Below are 17,867 nucleotides of genomic sequence, written 5' to 3'. Positions count from 1 at the left end.
TTTCCGGCCGGGTCGGTGCAGCATCCAGTAGGGGGAGAGAGGACGCGCCAGGGGAAGCGCGGACCGGATGCTGCGGGGACTCTTACCAGCTCAGACGGGGACCGACGAACCACTGCACGTCGCCGCCCTTGATGAGCTTGACGTCACCGGCGACGCCGAAGTTGGGGTTGAACTTCCACTGCGCGCCGAGGCGGCCGTAGAACTCGCTGTCGATGCCACGGCCGTAATGCTCGTAGCCGGCCAGTGCATAGCCTTCGAGCGCCGGCAGCAGCGCACTGCGCGCGCCCACTTCAACGGCGTAGCCGCTGGCGTCGAGGCCCTGACCGAAGTCGATGCGCTGGTAGGCCACGCGGGTCAGCAGGTCGGTGCGATCCGACAGTTCGTGGTTGTAGCCGATGCCCAGCCGCCACTGGTCGCGGTCGCGGTGCACGTTATCGATGCTTTCGCGGGTGTAGTCGCCGAAGGCGTGAAAATTGGGATGGAACGCCGCGGCGCCACGGATCGACCAGCCGTCGGAATCGACGTCGCGGTTGATCGGCGCGATGTCGGCCTTACTGGCCGAATAGCCGCCTTCGACATAGTTGTAGGACAGGCCCTGGGCCGCGTTCGCGGCGAACGGAAGGGCGGCGGCCAAGGCCGCGATCGGCAGGATGCGCTTCATGGGGGACAACTCTCTCTCAGTGAATCGGGACAACGAAATCGAACGTCTTGTTGTTTTTATGGACTTGCGCAGATGCGCGGACGCATCGAAAAAGGCCGGCCCGGGTGGCGGGGAGGGGATGGCGCTTCGAGGGGGAGGGGAAGCACGACCACCCGGGCCGTGAACGCATCTTCGGCCCGCGCGCTGAAATCCCGGCTGAATATTGAACTTTCCAGTACAGGAACTTTTGTCCCCGCATTCAGTCCGCTCATGCGCCGCCTTCGAAGCCCTGCTGCCGCCACGCCTCGAAGACGACCACCGCCACCGCGTTCGACAGGTTGAGGCTGCGGTTGCCTGGCCGCATCGGCAGCCGCAGGCGCTGGCCATCCGCGACGGAGGCGAGCACGTCGTCCGGCAGGCCGCGGGTCTCGCTGCCGAACAGGAACGCATCGCCGGGCGCGAAGTCCGGCGCGTCGTAGCGCACGGCATTCCGGGTACTCAGCGCGAACAGCCGAGAAGGCGCGATCGCCGCCAGCGCGGCGTCGAGGGTGTCGTGCACCTGCAGCGTCGCGTACTCGTGGTAGTCGAGCCCGGCGCGGCGCAGGTTGCGGTCGTCGAGGTCGAAGCCCAGCGGCCGGACCAGGTGCAGCCGCGCGCCGGTGTTGGCGCACAGCCGGATGACGTTGCCGGTGTTGGGCGGGATTTCGGGCGTGTGCAGGATGACGTCGAACATGGTGCGGGGGCCGGGACGCGGGCCGCCATTGTCCGTGCTTGCGGCGTCACCAGGGCATCGACGCGCCGGTCCAGTCGAGGAACCGGCCGCTGTCGTCGGCCGACAGGCCGTCGATCACCCGCAGCAGGCCGGCGACCGCGTCGTACGGGGTCTCGCTCGCCTGCTCGCCGCCCATGTCGGTGCGCACCCAGCCCGGGTGCAGCGCGACGACGACGATGCCGCGCTCGCGCAGCGCATGCGCCAGTTGCACCGTGGCCATGTTCAGCGCGGCCTTGCTGATCGCGTAGCTGGGCGTGCCAAAACGGGTGGTGCCGGCGATCGAGCCCAGTTGCGAGGACAGGTTGGCCACGCGGGCGCCGCCCGCCAACCACGGCGCCAGCGCCTGGGTCAGCAGCAGCGGGGCGATCGCATTCGTGCGCAGGCTGTGCTCGAGGGTGTCGCCGTCCAAGTGCCCGAAGCGCTCGCCGCCATGCAGGACGCCCGCGTTGTTGACCAGCAGATCGATCCGGCCGGCCTTGCCGATCGCCAGCGGCAGCTCGCGCACCAGCTCGGCGCGCGAACGCGGGTCGATCGCATCGAGCGGCAGGACCTTGAGGTGGCCGGGGTGTTCGCCAGCGAGTGCGTTGAGTGCTGTCGCGCGCCCTGGCTGCCGGCAGGTGGCGACGACCGGTGCGCCGTCCGCCAGCCGCTGCCGGACGAACTCCAGGCCCAGGCCGCGGTTCGCGCCAGTGACCAACGTCCACTCGGGCATGGCGGCAGACTCCAACAGGGCAGTGCCCCCACCCTAGCCCGCCGGCGATGAGGGCGAAGTCGTCGCAGCCGAGGCGATCGCGGCATGCGCGGCCGCCGGCCATGACCTGCGGCCCGTGCCAGCCCACGGGCGTGTGGCTAGGATGGGCGCATCGTCCGCCCCGCGCGGCCCGTTGCTCAGGAATTGCACATGTCCGTCGGTCTTGCCCGTCCCGCCTTCTTCCGTCCCCGCCGCGCTGTGTTGGCGCTGGCCACCGGGCTCGCCCTGGCCGGTGCCGGCCTCGCACCGTCGGCCATGGCGCAGGCATCCGCCCCGGCCGCCGTCGGCGTCGACATCCCCTTTGAGAGCTTCACCCTGCCCAACGGGCTGCGGGTGGTGGTCCACACCGACCGCAAGGCGCCGATCGTCGCGGTCAACATCTGGTACCACGTCGGCAGCAAGGACGAGCCGGCCGGCCGCAGCGGCTTTGCGCACCTGTTCGAACACCTGATGTTCCAGGGCAGCGAGAACCACCACGGCGAGTTCTTCGAGCCCTTCAAGCAGGTCGGTGTGACCGACCAGAACGGCACCACCAACACCGACCGCACGAACTATTTCCAGAACGTGCCGACCACGGCGCTGGACATGGCGCTGTGGATGGAATCCGACCGCATGGGCCATCTGCTCGGTGCGATCGACCAGGCTGCGCTCGATGAGCAGCGCGGCGTGGTCCAGAACGAGAAGCGCCAGGGCGAGAACCAGCCCTACGGCCAGGTGTGGGACAAGCTCACCCGCGCGCTCTATCCCAAGGGCCATCCCTACCACCACGGCGTCATCGGCTCGATGAACGACCTCGACGCAGCCTCGCTCGACGACGTCAAGCAGTGGTTCCGCACCTGGTACGGCCCCAACAACGCGGTGCTGGTGCTGGCCGGCGACATCGACCTGGCGACGGCCAGGCAGAAGGTCGCGCGCTACTTCGGCGATATCCCGGCCGGCCCGACGATGGCCCAGCCGCAGGTGGATGTCGCCCGGCGTAACGCCGACACCCGCGAGACCATGGAGGACCAGGTGCCGCAGGCCCGGATCTACCGCGCGTGGAACGTCGCGCAACTGGGCACCGCCGACCTCGACCATCTGCAGGTGCTGGCCAGCGTGCTCGGCGGCGCGAAGGCCTCGCGGCTCGACAAGCGCCTGCTGCACGACGACCGCCTGGTCGACAACATCAGTGCCGGGGCCTACGGCTCGCAGCTGGGTTCGAACTTCATCGTCATGGCGACCGTCAAGCAGGGCGTGGACCCGGCGAAGGTGGAAGCGGCGATCGAGGAGGAACTCCAGCGCCTGATCGAGCAGGGCCCCACGGCCGAAGAACTCGAGCGCGCCAAGACCTCGTTCCGCGCCGGTTTCGTCCGCGGCATCGAGCGCATCGGCGGATTCGGCGGCAAGGCCGACGCGCTGGCCGAATGCACCGTCTACGACGGCGACCCGGGCTGTTTCCGCGAAGCGCTGGCGAACGTGGCCGCGACCACCATCGACGACGTCAAGGCGGCCGGCGCGACGTGGCTCGATGTCGGCAGCCACACCATCACCGTGGTGCCGGGCGCGCGCACGCCGCTGGCCGAGGAACCCGCGGTCACGCCGGCACCGTTCACGCCGCCAGTGCCCGATCCGAAGTACCGCACCGCGCGCACGGACGTCGATCGCAGCCAGGGCGTGCCCCGGACCACGTCGTTCCCGGAACTGAAGTTCCCCCAGCAGCAGCGCGCGACGCTCACCAACGGCACCCAGGTGATTCTCGCCCGTCGCCCGGAAATCCCGGTGGTGCAACTGAGCTACGAATTCGGCGGCGGCTACACCGCCGACCAGGGGCGCACGCCGGGCACCGCGAGCTTCACGATGAGCGTGCTCGACGAAGGCGCTGGCGGCCTGGGCGCGCTGGACTTCGCCGACCGCGTCGAATCGCTGGGCGCGAGCTTGGGCGCCGGCGCTTCGCTCGACGGCAGCAACGCCTATGTATCGGCGCTCAAAGAAAACCTGGACGCATCCTTGGCGCTGTTTGCGGACATGGTCCGCCGCCCGAACTTCGAGCCCAAGGAGATCGAGCGCATCCGCGCCAGCTGGATCGCCGGGATCGGCCAGGAAAAGGCGCGGCCGTCGAGCGTGGCGATGCGGGTGCTGCCGCCGCTGGTCTACGGCGCCGGTCATCCTTACGCGATCCCGTTCACCGGCAGCGGCGACGAGGCCTCGATCGCCAAGCTCACGCGCGAGGACCTGGTGGCCTTCCATCGCGACTGGGTGCGCCCGGAAGGCGCGACGCTGATCGTGGTCGGCGACACCACGCTCGAGGAGATCGTGCCGCTGCTGGAGAAGCACTTCGGCGACTGGCGCGGCACCGGCACTGCGCCCGCCCCGATCACCGTGCCGGAGGTCGCCCGTCCCAGCGCGCCGCGGGTGTTCCTGATCGACCAGCCGGGCGCGGTGCAGGCCAACATCTTCGCCGCCCAGGTGATCCCCCCGACCAACGACCCAGCCTCCACCCGCTTCGACATGCTCAACACCGTCGTCGGTGGCGACTTCACCGCACGCTTGAACATGAACCTGCGCGAGGACAAGCACTGGTCGTACGGCGCACGCAGCTCGGCGACCGGCACGCTGGGCCAGCGCCCCTGGATGGCTTCGGCGCCGGTGCAGATCGACAAGACCGCCGAAGCGATGGCCGAGATCCGGCGCGAGCTGGCCGAGGTCGCCGATGGCGAGCGTCCGGCCACCGACGCCGAGCTCGCGCGCGCCAAGGCGATCCAGACCCTGAGCCTGCCCGGCGCCTACGAGACCGCGTGGTCGGTGATGTCGACGATCGGCGGCAACCTCCGCTTCGGCCGGCCGGACGACTACGTCTTCCAGCGCAAGGCCGAAATCGAGGCGATGACGGTGACCGACCTGGCCGGCGTGTCGCGCACGCTCGACCCCGCGACGTTGACCTGGGTGGTCGTGGGCGACCTGTCGAAGATCGAGACACCGATCCGTGCGCTCGAGTTGGGCGAGGTCCAGGTGCTCGACGCCGACGGCAAGCCGGTGGCCCGGTGACCGCATTGATCGCGCGTCCGCGCGATGCCCGCCACAATGGCGGGCATCGCGCCCTTCCTCGACTGTCCGGAGTCTCCATGCGCAAGTCCCTGCTGGTTCTGCTGCTGTCCGTGTCCGCCACCGGCTGTACCTGGGTGCACATGGCGCCCGGTGCGAGCGCGGTACGTGTGGTCAACCCGGCGCCGGGCAACTGCGAGAAGCGCGGCGAGGTCGAGGTCTCGGTCAAGCACAGCATCGCGTTCGTGGAGCGCAACGCGCTGCGTGTGCGCGAGGAGCTCGAGACACTGGCGCGCAACGAGGCGCCGGGCCTGTCGGCCGACACCATCAGCCCGCTGGGCGAGCCGGTCGCCGGCAGTCAGCGCTTCGGCGCCTGGCGCTGCGGACGCTGAACACGGTAATCCCCCTGCGGATCGGCCCGCAGGGCATCGCCCGCCCCATCCTCGCGCGGTCGGGCGGCCCGACTGCGCGCCCGCAACATGCGTCGCCCTGGCGAAGCGGTTACCCTATGCGGCTCCCTTTGCCACATCCGGCGCCCAGCCCATGCTTTTTGAAAACGTCGCCATCGCCGGCCTCGCCCATGTCGATGCGCCGCACCGTCTGTCCAGCGACGACATCAACGCTCGGCTGAAGCCGACCCTCGACCGCCTCGGCATCAAGACCGACGTCCTCAAGGACATCGCCGGCATCCACGCCCGCCACCTGTGGGACGACGAGACGCTCGCCTCCGACGCGGCGACGCTGGCCGGACGCAAGGCGCTCGCCGATGCCGGCATCGAGGCCACGCAGCTGGGCCTGCTGGTCAACACCTCGGTCAGCCGCGACTTTCTCGAGCCGTCCACGGCGAGCATCGTCGGCGGCAACCTCGGCATCGGCGACACCTGCCAGAACTACGACCTGGCCAATGCCTGCCTGGCATTCGTCAACGGCATGGACGTGGCCAGCCGCATGATCGAGCTGGGCGAGATCGACTACGCACTGATCGTCGACGGCGAGACCGCCAACCTCGCCTACGAAAAGACCATGGAGCGTCTGCTGCATCCCGACGCGACCGAAGAGGACTTCCGCAACGAGCTGGCCACGTTGACCCTGGGCTGCGGCTCGGCGGCGATGGTGCTCGCGCGCGCCGACTTGGTGCCCGACGCGCCGCGCTACAAGGGCGGCGTGACCCGCTCGGCGACCGAGTGGAACACCCTGTGCCGCGGCAACCTCGACCGCATGGTCACCGACACCCGCATGCTGCTGCTCGAAGGCATGAAGCTGGCGCAGAAGACCTTCATCGCCGCACGCGAGGCGCTGGGCTGGGTCGTCGACGAACTCGACGAGTTCGTGATCCATCAGGTCAGCAAGGTCCACACCGCCTCGTTCGTGCAGGCCTTCGGCATCGACCCGAAGAAGGTCCACACGATCTTCGGCGAGCACGGCAACATCGGCCCGGCCTCGGTGCCGATCGTGCTGAGCAAGCTGCGCGAGATGGGCCGCCTGAAGAAGGGCAACCGGGTCGCCCTGCTGGGGATCGGCTCGGGCCTGAACTGCTCGATGGCCGAGGTGGTCTGGTAACCATCGACCCGGCGTCGCGCGCATCGCGCGGGCGCCCGGCGGTCCCAGCATCGCCACGGGCCGGTCGTACCGGCCTGCGACGAGGCGTCAGTTCCCGGTCGCGTGCGCCGGTCCGATCAACGATTGCAGTTCGGCCTCCAGGCCGTTGATCCGCGCCGACAGCTGCGCCGCTTCCTGCGGGCTGACGTGCACCAAACCGTCGAGCAGTTCGGACATCTGCATCAGCCGGGTCCGCTGCTCGCGCACGTCCATGCGCGCGCGATGCGCACGCAGGTCGCCGACCTCGGCATGCAGCACGCTGTGGCGGTAGCGTTCGCGCAGGGTGGCCTGCAGGCGGCCGACGATCCGACGGTCGGCATCCGACCACGGCACGCCGAAGCCGCGCACGGTCTCGTGCCAGGCGGCAAAGCTCGCCCGCGGACCGATGCGACCGCCATCCTCGTCGATCAGGAACGGCTCGTCCGGGCGACCGGCCCAGCGCACATCCTGGACTTCCTCGCAGCGGAAGAAGAACAGCCATTCCTCGCGTGCCGGGTCGAGCGGCAATGCCAGCACGCCGGCGATGCCATCGGCCTCGTCCAGGTCGCGGCTCCAGTCGGCAGCGGTGTCGGTGCTCACCAGACCGGTGCCCGCATCGTTGCGCCGGATCCAGTCCAGCAGCCCGGGCATCTGGCCCTGGCCGGGCGTGCGTCCGGCACTGTGCCAATGCCCGCCCTGCAGCAAGCCGACGCCGTCGCAGTCGACTGCGCGGGCCAACAGGTCGAGCTCGGTGGACAGCGCCAAGCGCGGATCGATCGCGTTGTCGAGCCGCAGGGCGAGGGTCTCGCGTACACCGCGTGCCGCTTCCTCCAGCGCCAGCGCCCGCTGCTGCTCGCGCGCGGCCACCCGCATCGAGACGAACAGCCCGAACAGGTCGGCCGCCGCACGCACGCCCGGGGGCACGCGGCGCGCCGTGCGGTGGTGGCAGGCGATCAAGCCCCACAACCGGCCCGCGGACACGATCGAGATCGACATCGACGCGACCACGCCCATATTGGCGAGGTATTCCAGATGCACCGGCGAGACACTGCGCAGCGCCATCTGCGCCAGGTCCAGCGGCCCGCCGCGCCCGTCGCGATCGGGCAGGATCGGCACCGGCACATAGGTCGCATCGGGGATCACGCGGATGCGGTTGCGCAGGTACAGGGTGCGCGCCTGCACCGGGATGTCGGATGCGGGATAGCGCAGGCCCAGATAGGACGTCAGCGCCGAATCGCGCGACTCGGCGATCACCTCGCCCGAGTCGTCGTGGCGGAAACGATAGACCATCACCCGGTCATAACCAGTCAACAGGCGCACCTGCTCGGCGACCCGCTGGTGGAAGTCGACGATATCGTCGCTGCCGGCCACGCGCGCGATCATCGCCTGCGCGACCACCGTCGGCGAGCGCTCGGCTGCGCTGCGCGGCTGCGGCTCGATCTCCAGGTGCACCAGTCCATCGACGACGTGCACGCTGACATCGCATAGATGCGCCATCGGGCCGATGTTGCCCACCGCGGCGCGCTGCGGCGGTGCGCCGGATTCGCCAAAGCCGATGGTCTCGGCCACGGCCTGGATCAGGTCGTCGGTCAAGAATTCCCGCAACGTGTGCCGCAACATCTCCTCCGGACCCACGCCCAGCAGCGATTCGATGTTCGCCGAGACATGGTGGATGGTCCAGTCGGGCAAGTGGCAGCTGATCAGGTACCCGTGTGGCTGGATCGCCCCGGACAGGTGGATCGGTTCATTGGCACAGACCTGCAACGCGCGCTCGAGAGCGGTGTTCATGTGGCGGACTCCTGAGCGGGAACGGGGTGGGTCTAGAAACTGCGTTCGAAACAGTCATGCACCTGGACGAACGCATCGCAGGCGCCGCGCTGCAGGCGTGCCATCAGGGCCTCGTCCTCCGGCGCGCACGCCGCGAGACGTTCGAGCACGCGGGCCCAGCCTTCATCGTTCGCATGACGGGTGAGGAACCGCGCGCCGGCCGCCTCGTCGTGACCGAGCGCGAGCGCGTGCCGCAGCAGATAGCGGGCGCCGACGCTGCTGCCGGCCATCACGTAGTGCCAGCCCAGGCGTTCGTCGGCATTGGCGACCGGCGTGCAGACCCCACCCGGCGGCAAAGGGGCCAGCCCGAGCGTCTGCAGATCGCACGCAAGCCAGAACGACTGCCGCGGCAAGGCGCCGACGGCAATCTCGTGGTCGGCCGCAAAGCGATGCATGCCGACCAGATAGCGCGCGTAATCGCCCGCGGTCCGCAACCCGTCGGCGAAGAAGGCGTCCACACGCGCGTGCAGATGCCGCGTCTGGCAACGCAGGAATTGCCTGGCATCGACCCGTGGATCGGCCGGCTGATGGACGCTCGCATTCATCGAAAAAAGCATACCGGGCCGCATCGTCGCCTTCTGTTGGATTCCGACATTGCGTGCAGATCGCCGCACCCTCGGGCAGTTGAGGCCCTGGCGCCTACAATGGCGCGTTTCCACGACCGCGCCGGATCCACGTCACCGTGCAAGAATTTCCCGATTACGACTTCGCCCGCCATCGCCTGGAGGTCCGGCCCGGCATCGGCATGCATTACCTCGACGAGGGCCCGCGCGACGGCGATGTCGTGCTGATGCTCCACGGCAATCCATCGTGGAGCTATTACTGGCGACATCTGGTGCGCGGCCTGCGCGACCGCTATCGCTGCATCGTGCCCGACCATGTCGGCATGGGCCTGTCGGACAAGCCCGACGACGGCCCGCGCGCGTGCCCGCGCTACGACTACACGCTGGACTGGCGCGTCGAAGATGTCGGTACGCTGCTCGCGCACCTGGGCATCGACGGACCGCTGACGCTGGCCGTGCACGACTGGGGGGGCATGATCGGCTTCGGCTGGGCGCTCGCGCATCAGGCGCAGGTGCAGCGCCTGGTGATCACCAACACCGCCGCGTTTCCGATGCCGGCCGACAAGGCGATGCCCTGGCAGATCGCGCTGGGGCGCGACTACACCGTCGGCGAATGGCTCATCCGCGGCTTCAACGCGTTCTCGGCCGGGGCCTCGTGGCTGGGCGTCGAGCGACGCATGCCCGCCGACGTGCGCCGCGCCTACGTCGCCCCGTACGACAGCTGGCGCAACCGGATCGCCACGGTGCGCTTCATGCAGGACATCCCGCTGGGGCAAAACGACCGCGCCTGGCCGCTGCTCGAAGCCGCCGGCCGGGCGCTGCCCGACTACGCCGACCGCCCGGCATTCATCGGTTGGGGCCTGCGCGATTTCGTCTTCGACCGGCATTTCCTCGACGGGTTCCGCAGCGCGCTGCCGCAGGCCGACGTCGAGGCTTTCGACGACGCCGGTCACTACGTGCTGGAGGACCGGCATGCCGTGCTGGTCCCCCGGATCCGCAGCTTCCTCGAACGCCATCCGCTGCCCGCCTAGTTCACGTACGCGCAGCGGCGGTTCAAGCCGCAATGGGCGGCACCGTCGGTGGCGTCGGACTGTGGCCGTTGTCGTCGGGTTCGTCGTCGTTGGCCGGCTCGTCGCGCCAGCGCCAGTCGGCGGCCGACAGCAGCGGCAGGCCATGCGCCAGGCGCGCCCGATCGCACTGGCCGCTGCGCTCGCCGAACTCGAGCGAGGCCGGCACCGCGGCGCAGACCGACGGCCGCACCGGATGGATGGTGCAGCGCGAATACCGGCCGATGTCGGCGTCGAGTGCGATGCAGCGCGGCTGGGCACAGGACGTACCCCGCATCGCGCGTTCGTGCGTGCGCAGCGGTTCGGTCAGCGCCAGCGGGACCGGCCCGCCGAGTTCGGGGTCGGCCTCGCTCCAGTGGAAGCTGATGCGGAAATGCGCACAACAGGCACCACAGGTCAGACACGGATGCGGCATGGCGCGACCGGACGGGAGAAGGCAGGCGGGGCGCGGATTCTCGATCCCTGCGGCGGTGCGCGCAAGGGGGCCGGGGACCACGCCCACGCGGCATTCAGCCCAATGCGCTCAACGGTCGGCGCCGGGCCGGAGAATCGCGGCGTAGCGGGCCTGCATGCCAGTCGCGACTGCGCCATCGGGCAGCACCACCTGCGCGGCCAGTTGCACGCGTGCACGGCCCCGGATGCGCAGGGTCCGTACGAACGTGTCCCAGTCGCCGTCCGACAGCACGGCCTCGGCCTGCAGGTCGTCGCACAGCGGGGCACGGTAGCGGATCTGCGAATCGGCGACGTAGACATCGGCATCGAGTCCGGCGGCTTCGGTGCGTAGCGTGGTCAGCCCCCAGCCGGCGAGCGTCATCAGCGACACCAGGCTGCCGCCGAACGCCGACCCCTTGTCGTTGACGTGCTCGGCGAGCGGCGCGCGCAGGCGCAGGCGCTCGCCATCGAAGCCGGCGATGTCGATCCGCATCGCCGCGACCGGCGGCATGGAAGCGTAGTGCGCCGCGAGCCGGCGCAGCGGTTCTTCGTGTTGCATCGGGTGTCCTGTCGGGGGGAGAGTCGTCCGGCTTGCGCCGTTCCCCGGCAGCCACCAAGCTTCGCGCATGCATGTCGCGCCGGCTTCCTCGCTTCTGGCGGGATACTACGTCATCTCGCTGCGCCCGGTCGGGGCCCACGTCGCATTGCGGCGCGCCGCCGCACGCCTGGGTGCGCGCACGTTCGCACTGTCGCCTTGGCGCATCGCCCAGCGCGACGGCGACGCCGTCCGCGCCTCGCTGCAGGCCGCGCTCGAGGCCGAGATCGTGATCTTCTCCAGTCCGCCGGCGGTGGCCGCGGCCGCGGCCTTGCAGCCCCTGCTGCGCCGCGCAGGCCAGGACTGGCTTGCCGTCGGGGCCGGCACGGCCGCAGCGCTGGCGGCGCGCGGCGTGGCCGAAGTCCGCGCGCCGACGCGCATGGACAGCGAGGGCCTGCTGGCGCTGCTGCCACTGACCGACCTGGCGGCGCGCAGCGTCGGCCTGGTCACCGCGCCCGGCGGCCGCGGCATGATCGCGGCCGCACTCGCGGCCGCAGGCGCCCATCTGCGGCGCGCCGATGTCTACGCGCGGGTGCCGGTCCGGCCGTCCGCGCGCCGGCTGGCGGTCCTGCAGACCTTGCCAGACCCCTGGCTGTTGCCGGTCAGCAGCGGCGAAGCGCTGACGACGCTACTGGCCGACCTGCCCGATCGCGTCCGTACGCGTCTGCAGCGCGCGCAGGCGCTCGCGGCCAGCGAACGGCTGGCCGTGCTGGCGCGGACACTGGGATTTGACGACGTGCGCGTCGCCGCCGACGCCCGCCCGGCATCCCTGCTCGCGGCCGCATCGCCCGCCACGCAGGCGCGTGCGCACGTATCCTGAATGGCGCTCCCATCCACCACGGAGCCATCACGATGCTGTCAGGCACCGTAGCCTGTCTTCGCATCGCCTTTACGGAAGCCTCCCCATGTCCCTGCTTCGCGCGTTGCTGATCTGGATCGTCATTGCCCTGCTGGGCGCGCTGGCTGCGCAGTTGCTGCTGTCCAGCGATCCTGGCCTGGTCATCGTCCGCTACGACGGCCTCGATCGCAGTACCACGCTGGTCAATGCGATCGCGATGGCGCTGGGTGCGCTGGTGCTGCTCTGGCTCGTGATGAGCCTGATCGCCTTGCCGTTCCGCAGTTGGGGCCGCTATCGAGAGTCGCGCGCCCAGAGCCGTCTGGGCGAGGGGCTCGACGCCTTGCACCAGGGCCATTACACGCGGGCCGAGAAGCTGCTCACGCAGTCGGCGAACGAAAATCCGCATTACGAGCCGGCGGCCCGCCTGGCGGCCTCGCAGGCCGCATTCGCGCGCGGCGACGCGGCAGCGGCACGTGCGTACCTCGACGGCCTGGGCGACCGGCATCCGGCCACGCGCGCCATCGCACTGGCGCAGATCGCCATGCTCGAAGACCGTCCGATCGATGCGCTGACCGCACTCGATGCCCCCAACGCGCAGCCGCTGCCGCCGCGCGGCCTGGCGTTGCGCGCCGACGCCTGGGCCCAGACCGGGCACGCGGCGGAAGCCTATGGGCTGCTCGGCGCGCTGCGGCGCCAGCAGGCGCTGCCCGAGGCCGAACTCGCTGCCCGCGAGGTCCGCTGGGCGGCCGCGTCGCTGCACGAAGCGGCCGACGCCAACATGCTCGCCGAGCGCTGGGAAGCGCTGCCCAAGGGGCTGCGCACCGAGACCCCGGTGGTGCTTGTCTATGTCGACCGCGCATCCGCGCTGGGCTGGCACGATGCCGCACTGCGCAGCCTGGAAACCGCACTCGATGCCCGCTGGGACGAGCAACTGGCCTCCCGTTACGCGATGCTCGATGTCGGCGACCCCGAGCATCGACGTGCGCGCCTGGAGCGCTGGCTGCAGGCACATCCGGCCAGCTCGGCGGCGATGCTGGGCCTGGCGCGGCAGCATCACGCGCGCCGCGACTGGGGTCGTGGGCGCAGCCTGCTGCAGCGCGCGGCAGAGCAGGGCGCCGGCAGCGAGGCCTGGGTCCAGCTCGGCGACGGCTACGCGGCCGAGGGCGATGAGCGCACCGCACGTCTGTGCTACGCCAACGCCCTGCGTGCGGCGCGCAACGAGCCGATCCTGGCCTTGCCCGCGGACGCATCGGCACCCACGATGGCGGCGGCCGAACGGCGCGACGATCACGGCCTGCCGCACCTGCGCGATCCCGACGACCTCACGCCGCGGCCCTGAGCCCGACACCGCGGTCGCCTCGATGGGCGGCCGCGAACGGCCGTCACCCGCGGCCGGTCAGCGCATCAGGCGATGGATCGCCACTGCACCATCGACAGCCTGCGCCAAGGTCACATTGGCCACTGCGCCACGCGCGTTCGCGGCCAGGGTCACCGTGACCGGACCGACGATCACCTGCGGCCCGACCGGCCCCAGGATCTCGGCCCCATCCAGGCGTCCTTCGGGATAGGCGATGAAGCCGCCGAGCGCGGCGACCCTGGGATCGTCCACGTACAACCCGGCCCGGCGCATATCGGCCTCGGTCAGTGGCTTCTGGTCGACGATCACGATCGCGCCCAACGCAGCGCCATCGTCCGCCCCGCGCCAGGCGCAGCTCAGGCTGAAGGCGTCCGCGGTGTCCTGCCGGGTTCCGGCGGGGTCGACCACCTCCAGGCCGACGACCAGCTCGCCCAGCGCGGTGGCGATCGCATCGCAGTCCGGCAAGGCGTCGGGCGGGGGCGGCGCAGAGATGACCGCAGGTCCACGCGCCGGCGCCGGAGCCTGATCGCAGGCGGCGAGGGCGACGAGCAGGACCGCGGCGAGCGGCCCGAGCCGGCGCGCGGAAGAAGGGAGAGCGGACATGGATGCGGCCTTGGATGGACGTACGATCAACGTTCGAGGATCGCGACCACGCCCATGCCACCGGCGGTGCAGATCGAAATCAACGCCCGGCCGCCCCCGCGCTCGACGAGTTGCTTGGCGGTGGTGGCGACAATGCGTGCGCCGGTCGCCGCGAACGGGTGGCCGGTCGCCAGCGACGAGCCCAGCGGGTTGATCTTCTGCGGGTCGATGCGTCCCAGCGGCGCCTCCAGGCCCAGCCGCGTGCGGCAATAATCCGCGCTTTCCCACGCGCGCAGCGTGCACAGCACCTGCGCGGCGAAGGCTTCGTGGATCTCGTAGATGTCGAAGTCCTGCAGCGTCAGGCCGTTGCGCGCGAGCATCTGCGCGACCGCGACCGTGGGCGCCATCAGCAGGCCCTCGCCGTGCACGAAGTCGACCGCGGCCACGTGCGCGTCGCGGATGTGGCACAGCACCTGGTGTCCGTGCGCGGCTGCCCAGTCGTCGCTGGCCAGCAGGCACGCGGCCGCGCCGTCGGTGAGCGGCGTGGAGTTGGCGGCCGTCAGCGTGCCGCGGCCCGACGCCTTGTCGAATGCCGGCTTGAGCGTGGCGAGCTTCTCGATCGAGGTGTCGGGCCGCAGGATGTTGTCGCGCGCCACGCCGCGGAAGCTCACGACCAGATCGTCGAAGAACCCGCGCTCGTAGGCGGCGGCGAGCTTGTGGTGCGAGGCGACCGCGAGCTCGTCCTGCGAATCGCGCGCGATGTTCCATTCCTTGGCCATGTCCTCGCAGTGCTCGCCCATCGACTTGCCGGTGCGCGGCTCGGCCACGCCCGGGAAATCGGGCTTGAGTTCGCGCGGACGAAATCCCCGGAACGCCGCGATGCGGTCCTTGGTGGACTTGGCCGCGTTGGCCGTCAGCAGCCTGCGACGCAACGCGCGGCCGTAGACGATCGGCACGTCGGAGGTCGTGTCCGAGCCGCCGCCGATGCCCGATTCGATCTGGCCAGTCGCGATCTTGTTGCCGATCGCCACGATGGTGTCGAGCGAGGTGCCGCAGGCGCGCTGCATCGTGATGCCCGGCGTCAGCGCCGACAGCCCCGACGACAGCGCCGCCTCGCGTCCGAGGTTCCAGTCGCTCGAGTGCTTGATCACCGCCCCCATCGCCACCTCGCCCAACTGCTGCCCGTGCAGACCGAACTTCTCGACCAGGGCGCCGAGCGTGCGGACCGACATGCCCAGATTGCCGACGTCGGCGTACGCGGTGTTCTGGCGACAGAACGGGATGCGGACGCCACCGAGCACGGCGACGGGACGACCTAGCAGCATCGGATTTTCCTCGCAGGGGCTTGCGTGAGACTGTCCACGACGCGGGACGGGCATAATGTGAACGAGTGTATCCCTGCCCGTGTGGACGGCCAATGACCGCAGATCCCGACTTTTCCCGACACGATGCCGCGCCGCTCGTGCGCGGCGTCCTGGCCCTGGAACTGAGCGACGACTCGGTACCGGCCCGCGATGCCGTGGGCCAGCAGGCGGCCGGCGCACTGGCCACGCGCCTGGGGCGCGACCTGGGCGTGCTGGTGCCCGGGGTGCGCGATCTCGACCTGGTCTTCGCCGCGGCGCATTTCGACCCGGCCGAGCTGCTGCGCCCGGGCTGGCCGGTGCACCGCCGGCTCGAGGAACTGCGCGCGCGTGCGCCGCAGGCCGGGCAGGGGCCGCGGATCATCGCCTTCGGCGCCGACGAGCAGGGCGAAACACCGTTGCCGTTCCGCGCAGACCCGCAACTGGCCGGCGGTCGCCTGCGCGTGCTGCCGTATCTGTTCGTCGGCGAACCCGCCGCGACCGAAGCAGTCTCGGCGCACATGGAATCGATGCTGCTCGACCTGGGCATGGTCCAGGCCGACACCGCGTTGCAGACGCAGGACGCGTTCGGTGCACGCATCGAACACGCCCGTTACCTGACGCTGCACGACCTGTTGGCAATGACCGCGCTGCAGTACCGCAACCAGGGGCTGGAGCCGCTGTGGGACGTGCTCGAGGCTGCGTTGTTGGCGCCCGACGACGAGATCTGGCTCGATGCCCCGCCCGAGCCGCTGCTGCGACATGCGCAGGGCGAGGTGCGCATGGCACTGCTGGGCCCCGACGACTGGCGGCGACGCTGCGCGCCCGGCGAGCAGGACGAAAGTCGCCTCGCTCATGGCCTGGCGATGCACGAAGCCCGCCAGCGCCAGTTCGCGGCCGTGCTGCAGGCCCATGGCGTGCCGGCCGAGTTCGTGCACGTCACCCCGGGCCATGACCCGCGCGCCGCGCTGGCCTGATCACAGGCAGCCGATCGGCGCTACAGACGCCACGCGGAAGGTCGGCGGGGCCGCCTCCTGGCCGACCTGGACTCATCTCCCCGCATGCGGGGAGGTCGATGCCACAGGCATCGGTTGGAGGCAGCGGCTTCTGCATGCACCACCGCGGCCTCTTGCCCCCACCCAACCCTCCCCCGCGATGCGGGGGAGGGCTCATGGCATCGCGCCTGCGACAACTCATGGCATCGCGCCTGTGACGACGTGATCGCGCCTGTGACGAACTCGCGCGACGATAGGCAGCGCATCAGCGTGCCGAGGCCTGCGAACAGAGCCTACCTCCCCGCGCGCGGGACATCGGCGGGTGTAACCGTTTTGCGGCCGACCTGGATTCACCTTCCCCGCGCGCGGGAAGCGTCGATGCCGTAGGTATCGGGTGGGGGCAGCGGCTTCTGCATGCACCACCGCGGCCTCTTGCCCCCACCCAACCCTCCCCGCGATGCGGGGGAGGGCTCATGGCATCGCGCCTGCGACAACTCATGCCATCGCGCCTGCGACGACGTGATCGCGCCTGTGACGAACTCGCACGACATGACGGCGGGCAGCGCATCAGCGGTACCGCCATACCCCGTATCAAGCGCCGCACCGAGGTGCGATTCGACGCGGAATCTGGACGCCATCAACGCGCAGCTCCCCGCTCAGCCCGAAATACCAGCAGTGAACTGGCGCCAGACGCTGCCGAGGTTCGCTAGCAGAGCCACCTCCCCCGCTTGCGGGGGAGGTCGATGCCGCAGGCATCGGGTGGGGGCGAGGCTTTCATCTCGCTCGCCGACGCCCAGCCGCGAGGCGCAAGGCCCCGCGAGCGGGCCGGCAGTCCGTCAGGACCGGATCACACCGCAGGCCAGCCGATCGCCGGCATTGCCGGTCGGCTGGGTCACGTAGTCGTCGGCATTGGCATGGACGATGACCGCCTTGCCGACGATGTCGGTGGGCGCACCATCGCCGAGCGTCGCGCCTTCCAGCCAGCCGTCGACCGACGCGGTGCCGTCGGTACCGGCGACGATGTTGTCGCTGTCGCCGACGTGGTGCGCGCCGTGGCCCACTCGGCCGTGATCGCTGCTGGCCGGATTGAAGTGGCCACCGGCACTGGTGCCGTCAGGCGCGCTGCAATCGCCGTGTTCGTGCACATGGAAGCCGTGGGTACCGCCAGGCGGCAGGCCGGTGACCGTGCCGGTGACCTGGATGCGGCCATCGACCATCGCAAAGCGCAGGGTGCCGGCGGTCTCATGGCCCTGGGTCGGGGCGAGCTCGGCACTGGCGCCGGCGTTCGCGGCCTGCGCGGCAGGCGCGGACGCCTGGCCCGACGCAGGCGCAGCGGCGCGGTCGGCCTCGGCGGCGGCATCTTCGTTATCGGTCGTGCTGCTGTTGCCGCAGGCCGACAGTGCCAGCGCGAGCACGGCGACGGCAGGAACGAGGCGACGGGTCTGGGTCATGGGAACACTCCTTCGGGGTCGAAATGGCGCAGTGCGCCGAGAATGGGATGAACGCAGG

At 70.4% G+C, this 17,867-nt stretch carries 17 protein-coding genes; 7 read left to right on the top strand and 10 right to left on the bottom strand.

Annotated elements, in window-relative coordinates:
- Positions 1–82 precede the first annotated feature (82 nt).
- The 3 genes from ABE505_RS03235 to ABE505_RS03225 form a co-directional block, all read right to left on the bottom strand.
- Positions 83–661 carry a diffusible signal factor-reguated Ax21 faimly protein gene (locus ABE505_RS03235; protein WP_346441965.1) on the bottom strand — a complete coding sequence of 193 codons (579 nt, stop codon included), beginning with the start codon at positions 659–661 and terminating at the stop codon, positions 83–85.
- A 247-nt stretch (positions 662–908) separates the two neighbouring features.
- On the bottom strand, positions 909–1,373 hold the full coding sequence (locus tag ABE505_RS03230) for a tRNA (cytidine(34)-2'-O)-methyltransferase (protein WP_346441966.1): 465 nt from the start codon (positions 1,371–1,373) through the stop codon (positions 909–911).
- A gap of 46 nt (positions 1,374–1,419) precedes the next feature.
- Positions 1,420–2,124 carry an SDR family oxidoreductase gene (locus ABE505_RS03225; protein WP_346441967.1) on the bottom strand — a complete coding sequence of 235 codons (705 nt, stop codon included), beginning with the start codon at positions 2,122–2,124 and terminating at the stop codon, positions 1,420–1,422.
- Between the two features lie 294 nt (positions 2,125–2,418).
- Here ABE505_RS03225 and ABE505_RS03220 point away from each other — a divergent pair, with 294 nt between their 5' ends.
- From ABE505_RS03220 to ABE505_RS03210, 3 genes are all read left to right on the top strand, one after another.
- Positions 2,419–5,187 carry a pitrilysin family protein gene (locus ABE505_RS03220; protein WP_346442082.1) on the top strand — a complete coding sequence of 923 codons (2,769 nt, stop codon included), beginning with the start codon at positions 2,419–2,421 and terminating at the stop codon, positions 5,185–5,187.
- Between the two features lie 77 nt (positions 5,188–5,264).
- Entirely contained in the window at positions 5,265–5,576 is a 312-nt protein-coding gene (locus ABE505_RS03215) for a DUF4156 domain-containing protein (RefSeq protein ID WP_346441968.1), read from the top strand.
- 151 nt (positions 5,577–5,727) lie between these two features.
- Positions 5,728–6,744, top strand: a complete 1,017-nt coding sequence (locus ABE505_RS03210; RefSeq protein WP_346441969.1) for a 3-oxoacyl-ACP synthase III — start codon at positions 5,728–5,730, stop codon at positions 6,742–6,744.
- 87 nt (positions 6,745–6,831) lie between these two features.
- On the opposite strand, the gene ABE505_RS03205 is transcribed toward ABE505_RS03210, so the two are convergent.
- Together ABE505_RS03205 and ABE505_RS03200 are read right to left on the bottom strand one after the other, a co-directional pair.
- Positions 6,832–8,550 carry a GAF domain-containing protein gene (locus ABE505_RS03205; RefSeq protein WP_346441970.1) on the bottom strand — a complete coding sequence of 573 codons (1,719 nt, stop codon included), beginning with the start codon at positions 8,548–8,550 and terminating at the stop codon, positions 6,832–6,834.
- A gap of 32 nt (positions 8,551–8,582) precedes the next feature.
- Complete coding sequence (locus ABE505_RS03200) at positions 8,583–9,134, bottom strand: biliverdin-producing heme oxygenase (protein WP_346441972.1); 552 nt, start codon at positions 9,132–9,134, stop codon at positions 8,583–8,585.
- A 200-nt stretch (positions 9,135–9,334) separates the two neighbouring features.
- On the opposite strand from ABE505_RS03200, the gene ABE505_RS03195 reads away from it, so the two are divergent.
- Entirely contained in the window at positions 9,335–10,183 is an 849-nt protein-coding gene (locus tag ABE505_RS03195; RefSeq protein ID WP_346442083.1) for an alpha/beta fold hydrolase, read from the top strand.
- Between the two features lie 22 nt (positions 10,184–10,205).
- Here ABE505_RS03195 and ABE505_RS03190 read toward each other — a convergent pair whose 3' ends face one another.
- Both ABE505_RS03190 and ABE505_RS03185 read right to left on the bottom strand, forming a co-directional pair.
- Positions 10,206–10,634 (bottom strand): YkgJ family cysteine cluster protein, encoded by a 429-nt coding sequence (locus tag ABE505_RS03190; protein WP_346441973.1) that lies wholly within the window; start codon positions 10,632–10,634, stop codon positions 10,206–10,208.
- Between the two features lie 108 nt (positions 10,635–10,742).
- Entirely contained in the window at positions 10,743–11,210 is a 468-nt protein-coding gene (locus ABE505_RS03185; RefSeq protein WP_346441974.1) for a YiiD C-terminal domain-containing protein, read from the bottom strand.
- A gap of 67 nt (positions 11,211–11,277) precedes the next feature.
- Here ABE505_RS03185 and ABE505_RS03180 point away from each other — a divergent pair, with 67 nt between their 5' ends.
- Both ABE505_RS03180 and ABE505_RS03175 read left to right on the top strand, forming a co-directional pair.
- Positions 11,278–12,066, top strand: coding sequence for a uroporphyrinogen-III synthase (locus ABE505_RS03180; RefSeq protein WP_346441976.1), 789 nt, complete (start codon positions 11,278–11,280; stop codon positions 12,064–12,066).
- A gap of 85 nt (positions 12,067–12,151) precedes the next feature.
- Positions 12,152–13,423, top strand: coding sequence for a heme biosynthesis HemY N-terminal domain-containing protein (locus tag ABE505_RS03175; protein ID WP_346441978.1), 1,272 nt, complete (start codon positions 12,152–12,154; stop codon positions 13,421–13,423).
- A gap of 57 nt (positions 13,424–13,480) precedes the next feature.
- Here the strand turns inward: ABE505_RS03175 and ABE505_RS03170 are convergent, their stop codons facing one another.
- On the bottom strand, positions 13,481–14,044 hold the full coding sequence (locus ABE505_RS03170; protein ID WP_346441979.1) for a hypothetical protein: 564 nt from the start codon (positions 14,042–14,044) through the stop codon (positions 13,481–13,483).
- 26 nt (positions 14,045–14,070) lie between these two features.
- Positions 14,071–15,348 carry an acetyl-CoA C-acetyltransferase gene (locus tag ABE505_RS03165; RefSeq protein ID WP_346441981.1) on the bottom strand — a complete coding sequence of 426 codons (1,278 nt, stop codon included), beginning with the start codon at positions 15,346–15,348 and terminating at the stop codon, positions 14,071–14,073.
- A gap of 92 nt (positions 15,349–15,440) precedes the next feature.
- On the opposite strand from ABE505_RS03165, the gene ABE505_RS03160 reads away from it, so the two are divergent.
- Positions 15,441–16,340, top strand: a complete 900-nt coding sequence (locus ABE505_RS03160; protein WP_346441982.1) for a hypothetical protein — start codon at positions 15,441–15,443, stop codon at positions 16,338–16,340.
- 854 nt (positions 16,341–17,194) lie between these two features.
- Here ABE505_RS03160 and ABE505_RS03155 read toward each other — a convergent pair.
- Positions 17,195–17,809, bottom strand: coding sequence for a superoxide dismutase family protein (locus ABE505_RS03155; RefSeq protein WP_346441984.1), 615 nt, complete (start codon positions 17,807–17,809; stop codon positions 17,195–17,197).
- Positions 17,810–17,867: the final 58 nt, after the last annotated feature.

It is taken from the genome of Luteimonas sp. TWI382, from assembly GCF_039674545.1.
Taxonomy (GTDB): domain Bacteria; phylum Pseudomonadota; class Gammaproteobacteria; order Xanthomonadales; family Xanthomonadaceae; genus Luteimonas.
This window is presented reverse-complemented; position numbering and strand designations above follow the sequence as displayed.